This window comes from Flavobacterium sp. ov086 (assembly GCF_900187965.1).
GTDB lineage: Bacteria > Bacteroidota > Bacteroidia > Flavobacteriales > Flavobacteriaceae > Flavobacterium.
The window spans coordinates 1-9,631 of sequence record NZ_FZNL01000048.1; the positions used below are offsets into that span (position 1 = coordinate 1).

2 protein-coding genes are annotated in these 9,631 nt (G+C 35.1%); both read right to left on the minus strand.

Annotated elements, in window-relative coordinates:
• Positions 1-8,561, minus strand: an 8,561-nt coding sequence (locus tag CHB81_RS26390; RefSeq protein WP_141130478.1) for a non-ribosomal peptide synthetase, incomplete at its 3' end; no start/stop codon positions are given.
• 9 nt (positions 8,562-8,570) lie between these two features.
• The coding region (locus CHB81_RS26395; RefSeq protein ID WP_141130479.1) for a non-ribosomal peptide synthetase at positions 8,571-9,631 on the minus strand (1,061 nt) is incomplete at its 5' end.

Here is a 9,631-nt window from a genome sequence, read left to right on the forward strand (position 1 = left end):
TCATTTAAAACAATAGCCTTCAATACCGAACTAACATCGTTATCCTTGTAAATATGCAATTGGCCTCCTGTTAAAAGGGTCAAATAAATACTGGTCTGTGTTAAATCAAATGATAAAGAACTGAATAATGGGAAACTCTGAGAATTATCTCCTTCTCCATAATGTGATATACCATACAATAAGTAGTTTACCAAACTACCATGTTCTATCATTACTCCTTTTGGATTACCTGTACTTCCTGAGGTATAAATTACATATGCCAAATCCGTAGTTTGGACAGCACTGGTTTTTAAAGCCGGAAATGAGGACACCTGGTTTAATACACTCTCAAATTCTACGTCGATAGAAAAAACAGGAACCACATATTCTATCACATCAAATAAACTTTCTGACTCTATGATCAATAATTTTATATGAGCGTCATTGACAACAAAGGATTTACGATGCTCCGGATACTCTTTATCGATAGGAAGATAACAAGCACCGGCTTTTAAAATTCCTAGTATTGAAATAATAGACCAGATACTACGATCCAGCATTAAACCTACAATATCATTGGAACTCAAATCATAATGTTTCTGTAAATAAAGCGCCAGATAAGTCGATTTCTCATCTAATTCTTTATAACTTAATTCTTCATTTCCATAAACAACTGCGATAGCATTTGGGGTCTTTTTTACCTGTTCCGCAAATAAATCAACGATGGTTTTATCTAATGGATAGGCAACATCAGTGTCATTAAATTCATATAATAATTGATTCACCTCTTGTGAAGTAAGCAGGGACAGATGGCTTATTGGCTCTGTGATATTGCCTGCAATACTAACCAACAGCTCCTGATAATGCAGCAGCATACGGTCGATCGTAGCTTTATCAAATAAAGCTGTGCAATAATTTATTGCTAATGAAATGCCATTGTTACTCTCTGATACATTAAGTGTTAAATCAAATTGGGAACTTTCCACTTGGGTATCATATGATGATAAGGTCACGCCTTCTAAGGCTGCATCTTTACTTTCTTCATTATTCTGTAAGGAAAACAATACCTGAAATAATGGAGTCACATTCATATCGCGGGTTGTAATCACCCGATCTACAACCTTTTCAAAAGGTGTTAGCTGATGATCGTACCCCTTTAAAGTCGTCTGCTTTACTCTTGACAATAAATCCTTAAAACTAGGATCACCGCTTAAATCACTGCGAAGCGCCAGCATGTTTACAAAAAAGCCAATCATTCCTTCTAAATCCGACTGGGTTCGATTCGCAATTGGTGTTCCTACACAAATATCGTCCTGTCCGCTGTAGCGGGATAACAATACCTTAAAGGCTGATAGTAATAACATAAAAAGCGTAACGCCTTCTTGTTGGCATATAGAACTTAATGAGTCTCTCAGCTCTTTTCCTAATTCTAAAGAAACAATAGCTCCTGCAGTGCTCTGCACAGCAGGACGAACATAATCCGTTGGTAATGACAAGGTGCTTACACCTTTTAATTTTTCTTCCCAATATGATAACTGATTCTCTAAAACCTCGCCTTCTAAATACTTGCGCTGCCAAATAGCATAATCTGCGTATTGTAAGCTAAGCTCCGGTAAATCAGGAGTTTTATTTGATTGGAAGGCACTGTACAATTCCATAAACTCATTGGTCAGGATTCCACCCGACCAGCCATCACTGGCAATATGATGGAAAACACAAGCCAAAACATACTTCTCATTCTCTAATGTATGCAAACACGCTCGCAGCTTGTAATCTTTCGATAAATCAAAAGGTTTATTCACATAGTCTGCTATATTATTTCCTAATAATAATTCATCAGATACAATTACTTTATCCAATGACCAGCCCTCGGCGCTGATAATTTCCTGATAACCGATTCCGTCTTCCGACAAAAGCATACTGCGTAAAACCTCATGTCGCGAAACAATCTCCTGTAAGGTTTGTTCCAATATCGATACCTCTAATGCTCCTTCTAAACCAAGAACTATAGGAATGTGATATTCGGTACTGCCTTGCAATGCATCCAAAAACCATAGTCGTTCCTGACTAAACGATAATGGGATACGGGCAGGACGTTCCTCTACTACAATTGCTGGTAATAAAACTCCTTCAGATTGATCTGATATATGAGTCCCTAATTCAGAGATCGTGGTATGTTCAAATACTTCACGGATAGAAACTTCTATCATCAAATCCTTTCGGATCATCGAAACTAAACGAGTAGCCAGTAAACTATGGCCGCCCAATTCGAAGAAATTATCATGAATTCCTACTTGTTCTAATCCTAACAAATTTTGCCAGATTTCGGCTAATTGTCTTTCTGTTTCGTTGCGTGGTGCTACATAATCTTTGCTCGATAATTCTGAACTATCAGGATCCGGTAATGCGTTTTTATCCAGCTTTCCATTAGAAGTTAAAGGGAATTTCTCTAACTCTATCCAAAGCATAGGAACCATATACTCTGGCAGGCTTAGTTTTAATTGTTCTTGTAATCTCCCTTTGTCTAATGCGCCTTCCAAAACCACATAACCAACCAGACGCTTACTGCTGCCTGCATCTTCCTTAGCCAGTACACAACACTGTGTTACTCCCGGTAAAGAAGATAATACATTCTCGATCTCACCCAGCTCTATTCGATAACCGCGAATTTTAACCTGATTGTCTTTCCTGCCAATAAACTCAATATTACCATCTGGTAACCAGCGTGCTAAATCACCTGTTTTATAAATTCGTTCACCTTCTTTAAACGGATTCTCTATAAACTTTTCTTGAGTTAATTCTTCTTGATTCAAATAACCTCGGGCTACCTGAACTCCACCAATATATAACTCTCCTATTACACCTATCGGCAATAAAATATTCGAAGGATCAAGAATATAAATATTCGTATTATTTAGAGGTTTACCTATATTAGTATTTAAATCTCCATCTTTAAAATCATGCATTGTAGCACATACAGTACACTCTGTAGGCCCATATCCATTAACTAATAGTTGTGTATTACTCCATTCCTTTAGCGTATTGTATGATGAAACTCCACCTCCAATATGAACGCTTTTCAAAGCTGGTAATTCTTCCCATACCAACTGTCCAAATAGATCTGAAGGTATTGTTAGATGGTTTATTGCATTAATTTTAATATAATCGACAAGTGTAGCTCCATTTTTAATCTCATCATCAATTATATGTAAACTGCTTCCTGAAATTAAAGATGGATAGATTTCAGAAACTGACGCATCAAATGATACAGAAATTAGCTGAGAGCATATCGTGAATTGATTGATCTCAAAAGTATTGATTATGTTAAAGCATAAATTTATAACTGAACTATGCTCCACCATCACTCCTTTGGGCTTTCCTGTTGTTCCTGATGTGTAAATAACATATGCTAAATCATCTGCTTTTAGAACTATTTCAGGTAAACTATCAGGATATTTAGAAATGTCTTCTTTGAATGAATCTAAGAATAACGTATCTATGATAATACTACAGTTACTATCTTTTTTAATATATTCTTTTCTTTCTTCGGGATAATTAGGATCTATTGGCACATAAGCCGAACCCGTTTTTAATATTGCTAAAAACGAAATAATTGACCAATCACTGCGATCTAAAGTTACTCCAATCAAATTATCTACATTACTTTTAATATTAGATAATAAGTAATGTGCCAATTGATTTGAGCATTTACTTAACGCGCTGTAACTTAATTCTTTTTCTCTATAAACTATAGCTATAGCATCCGGAGTACGCTCAACTTGTTCTTCAAATAAATGTATTATAGACTTATTTAAAGGGTAGGATATTTGTGTATTATTAAAAACATCTAATAGTTGATGTTTTTCTTCTCTTTGTAATATATTTAAAGCATCAACATTTACTTCTTCTTCACTTGTTACTCCTTCTATGAGCTGAATTAATGCTTGTTCCATATAGGCAAGTATGCGATCAGCACTTAGACTTTCATCTACTAATACTTTTAATCCAAAATCAACACCAAAATCATCTATACTTAAATTAAATGGATAATTTGTTCGTTCATGACTTCCAATAAGCGTTATACCTAAATCAATATCTCTGGCATTATTTTCTTCAGATGAAGATAATAAGGAATGACGATAGTTTAATAAAGCACTGAATAAAGCCGTCTCATTGGAGATATTACTCCAATGATGAATGTCAGATAAAGGTGTTTGTTCGTAGGATAATAATTCTTCTAATCTTACCTTGACTTCCTGCAAATATTCTTTGACACTTCCTTTTAATTTCAACGCAACCGGAAGTGTATTAATAAATAAACCTAAAGAATCAGCGGCCCCAATAGAGCCTTGCAAACGCCCTGAAAATAAAGAGCCAAAAACAGCATACTCTTTATTACTGCATCTAGCTATAACTAAACCAAAAGCAGCATGAAATAATACTGCAGGACTCATACTAAGTTTAATACAGGTATTACGCAATGATGCACTTACATCTTGAGAGAGCATACTAGTGGACTCTTCGATACCTGTACCATCACCTAAAACATTGGATAGATTAAATGGATAGGTTGGTTCTTCTATTCCGTCAAATAAAGATTTAAAATAAGATTCCCCGTCATTGATTGATTGTGCATGTAACGTGTGACCAATAAAATCCCGGTATAAAACAGGCGTTGGAAGATTTGTTCCTTCTCCTGATAGACACAACATTATTTCTTCTGTAATAACCTCTAAACCAACATGATCCATTATTAAATGATGTTGATATATTATTAAGTAATAACATCCATTAATTGGATCATCAGCTGATTTCAATTCTAATAATGGAGCTTTTGAAATGTCCATCCAATGACTACCAGAAGCTATAAGCAATTCCAATTGTGGCAAAATAGCTTTGGACTCCTCTAAATCTAAATCATCTAATGCTAATTTTGCTTCTCGCAATACTACTTGAACAGCATTAGGTAAACCATCACTTAAAAAACAAGTACGTAAAACATCATGACGGTTCACTACAAATTGTAATGCCTCGATAAAAGCTACTCGCTTTGCTGAATCAGAAAATGAAAGCAAAGTTGGAACAATGTAGAGGTCTCCCTGGGCAGGATTGCTCATTAAATTATGAAAATGAATTCCTGCTTGTAAGGGAGATAATGGATAGATGTCTTCAATATTTGAAACACCACCCGGAACCATTGTCACTATTTTATCTAAATCATTTTGATTAAAATCAACTAATAATGGCACCATTGATGGAATAATGCGGTCACTTGTAATTTTAATTCCATTAGGTGGAACACTATAAACTAAAGATATGGAAGATAACTTATCACTGATGGAAGCTATCGTAGGACCAGCAAAAATATCTTTGACTTTTATATGAAAATCCAGCGCTTGCAAGCGAGATATTAATTGAACAGCTAATAAACTATGTCCCCCAAGCTCAAAGAAATTATCATGGATTCCTATATTTTCTATACCCAATAATCCCTGCCAGATAGTTACTAATTGATTCTCTGTTTCGTTACGAGGAGCAATATATTTACTGGTTGACAACTCTGAGTTCTCTGGATCCGGTAATGACTTTTTATCTAATTTTCCATTACTGGTTATTGGCATCTTTTCTAATGATACCCAAATCATAGGAATCATATATTCAGGCAAATGCAGCTTTAATTGTTCTTGCAGCACTTCTTTATCTAATACACCTTCCATAACCACATAACCTACCAGACGCTTAGTATTATTTACATCTTCTTTGGCCAAAACACAACACTGTCTAACCCCTGATAATGCTGATAATATATTTTCAATTTCTCCTAATTCAATACGGTATCCTCGAATCTTGACCTGATCATCTTTTCTACCAACATACTCAAGATTACCATCTGGTAACCAGCGAGCTAAATCTCCTGTTTTATAAATTCGGCCTCCTTCTATAAAAGGATTGTTTATAAACTTTTCCTGGGTTAATTGTTCAAGATTTAAATAACCTCGTGCTACTCCTGCTCCTCCAACACATAACTCACCAATTACTCCAACAGGCAAAAGATTATGTTCCTCATTCATAACATACACCTGAGTATTATCAATAGGTTTTCCAATTGATACAATATCTTTTATATCTCCTTGGAAAGTTGTAGAACAAATACTTGCTTCTGTAGGACCATAGGCATTAACGTAATTGTAATGCTGAGAAAATGTCTTCGCTAATTCTAAAGGTATTGACTCTCCCGCAGTAACTAGAGTGGTAATACTTTTTATATCTTCAACCGACAATAATTGTAAAAATGCTGGTGGTAATGTTGCAAAAGTAATTGCATTATTTGCTATAAAGTTTCTAAAAAAGACAATGTCTGATTTTGCTTCTTCTTTTATGATACATAAACGACTACCACTCAAAAGGGAAATACAAATCTCCCAAATAGAGGCATCGAATGAAATACTTGCAAATTGTAGACAGGTATCTTTATTGGTAATTGAAAAAGCAGAAATTTGAGATAGTATAGTATTTACGATACTTCTATGTTCAATCATTACCCCTTTCGGTTTCCCAGTACTACCTGATGTATAAATTATATATGCTAAATCAGTAGGTCCAACAACAATTTTAGGTAAATCATTAGGATATTTAGAACGATCCTTTTTGAATATTTCCAGTAATAAATCATCTACGATGACAGAACAGTTACTATCTTTCTTTATATATTCTTTTCTCTCTTCGGGATGGTTAGGATCTATTGGAACATAAGTTGCTCCTATTTTTAATATTGCTAAAAATGAAACAATTATCCAATCACTGCGATCTAAAACAACTCCAATTTGACTACCTCCACTTATATCATTAATAGATAATAAATAGTGTGCCAATTGGTTTGAGCGTTGATCCAACTCCTTATAATTTATTTTCTCGTCTTCATAAACTACTGCTATAGCATCTGGTGTTTGTTTAACCTGTTCTGTGAATAAATCTATTAGCGTCTTATCTTTGGGGTATGTAACATTTGTATCATTAAATTCATATAATAATTGATACTCTTCTTTTGTTGTAAGTATAGATAAATTGCTTAACGGTTGGGTGATATTGCTTACAATACCAGCCAGCAGCTCTTGATAATGTACCAGCATTCGATCTATTGTTGCTTTATCAAATAAAGCGGTACAATATACTATATTGAGTGAAATATGATCACCACTTTCAGAAGCATTTAATACTAAATCAAATTTAGAAGTAACCGTATCAAACTCATATCCTGATAACGTAACACCTTCTAAGGTTTCCCTATCTTCTCCAGATATATTAGATGCGTTCTGTAATACAAATAACACCTGAAACAATGGTGTCATACTCATATCCCGCGTTGTAATCACACGATCTACTACTTTTTCAAAAGGTGTCAGCTGATGGTCATACCCCTCTAACGTTGTCTGCTTTACTCTTAACAATAATTCCTTAAAACTAAGATCGCCGCTCAAATCACTACGAAGTGCTAAAGTATTGACAAAAAAGCCAATCATTCCTTCTAACTCTGACTGTGTTCGATTCGCAATTGGTGTTCCTACACATATATCGTCCTGTCCGCTGTAACGGTATAATAAAATCTTAAAGGCTGATAATAATAACATAAACATCGTAACACCTTCTTCTTTGCATATAGAATTTAATGAGTTACTCAGCTCTTTTTCTAATTTTAAAGAAACACTAGCTCCTGCATTACTCTGCACAGAAGGACGAACATAATCCGTTGGTAAAGTCAAGGTACTTACACCACTTAATTTTGTTTCCCAATAGCTTAACTGATTATCTAAAACCTCGCCTTCTAAATACTTGCGCTGCCAAATGGCATAATCTGCGTATTGTAAACTAAGCTCCGGTAAAACTGCCGGACGATCGGACTGCAGAGCACTGTACAATTCCATAAACTCATTGGTCAGGATTCCTTCTGACCAGCCATCACTGGCAATATGATGGAACACAATTGCCAGGACATATTGTTTGTTCCCCAGACCATACAAACAAGATCGTAACTTGTAATCTTTCGATAAATCAAAAGGGCGCATCAGATAATCCTGCAGAGTGCTTTCCAGCATTGATGCATTTCCTATTTCTAATTGATCTAATGACCAGCTTTCGGCGCTTATAATTTCCTGATAACCGATTCCATCTTCTGATAAAAGCATACTGCGCAAAACCTCATGACGCGAAACAATTTCCCGTAAGGTTTGTTCTAGTATCGATACCTCTAAGGCTCCTTCTAAACGAAGAACACTAGGGATGTGATATTCTGTACTGCCTTGTAACTGATCCAAAAACCATAGTCGTTCCTGACTAAACGATAAAGGAATCTGCTTGATGGAATCTCGATCGTAAGGAGTAACTTTTGATAAAGTATTTTTTCTGCTTTTTACTTGACGTCCCTCAATATATTCAACTATATGAATTTTATTATCTTTTATTTTTTGTAATAAATCGGCATCAATAGTAGCAGCTGATTTAATTGTTAAGCTGCCCTCATTTACTCCTATTTTTACTTTTTTATTATAAGCTTCTTTTAAAATACTTAAAACTTCTACATTCATGTTTAAAAATTATATTTCAATAGTTATATTGTAGTTTTCTTTATCTTCCTGATCATCATTAAAATCCTGTTCAAAAAATTCAATAAGAGATGATAACTCTACAATTGTTGTATGTTCAAATACTTCACGGATAGAAACTTCTATCATCAAATCCTGACGAATCATGGAAACTAAACGCGTAGCCAATAAACTGTGGCCTCCCAATTCGAAGAAATCATCATGAATTCCTACTTGTTCTATACCTAACAAATTCTGCCAGATTTCTGCTAATTGTATTTCTGTTTCGTTACGTGGTGCTACATATTCTTTGCTGGATAAATCTGAGTTATCCGGATCCGGTAATGACTTCTTATCTAATTTTCCATTACCGGTTAATGGCATCGCATCTAAAGTCACCCATAATTGAGGAACCATATACTCAGGCAGGCTTAGTTTTAATTGTTCTTGTAATCTCTCTTTGTCTAATGCGTCTTCCAAAACTACATAACCAACCAGGCGCTTGCTGCCAACTGCATCTTCCTTAGCCAGTACACAACACTGTGTTACTCCCGGTAAAGATGATAAGACGTTTTCAATCTCACCCAACTCGATTCGATAACCGCGGATCTTAACCTGATCATCTTTTCTGCCGATATATTCTATATTACCATCCGGCAGCCAACGCGCTAAATCGCCTGTCTTATAAATTCGTTCACCCTCTTTAAACGGATTCGCTATAAACTTCTCTTGAGTTAGTTCTTCTTTGTTCAAATAGCCTCTCGCTACCTGAACACCTCCTATACATAATTCACCTATTACTCCTATTGGTAATAATTGATTTTGATTATCTAAAACATATAAACTTGTATTGGCTACTGGTTTTCCTATTAGAATTTGAGACAAAGAGCCTTCTAGTGGTACTTCCCATGAACTTACATCAATTGCTGCCTCTGTAGGTCCATATAAATTATCTAATCGAACATTCTTGAATTTATCCTTAAATAATATTACCTGATCTACCTGTAAAGCTTCTCCACTACACAAAACCTGCTTTAAGGAACTACAATCTCCCAATTTGATGTCTTCTAAGA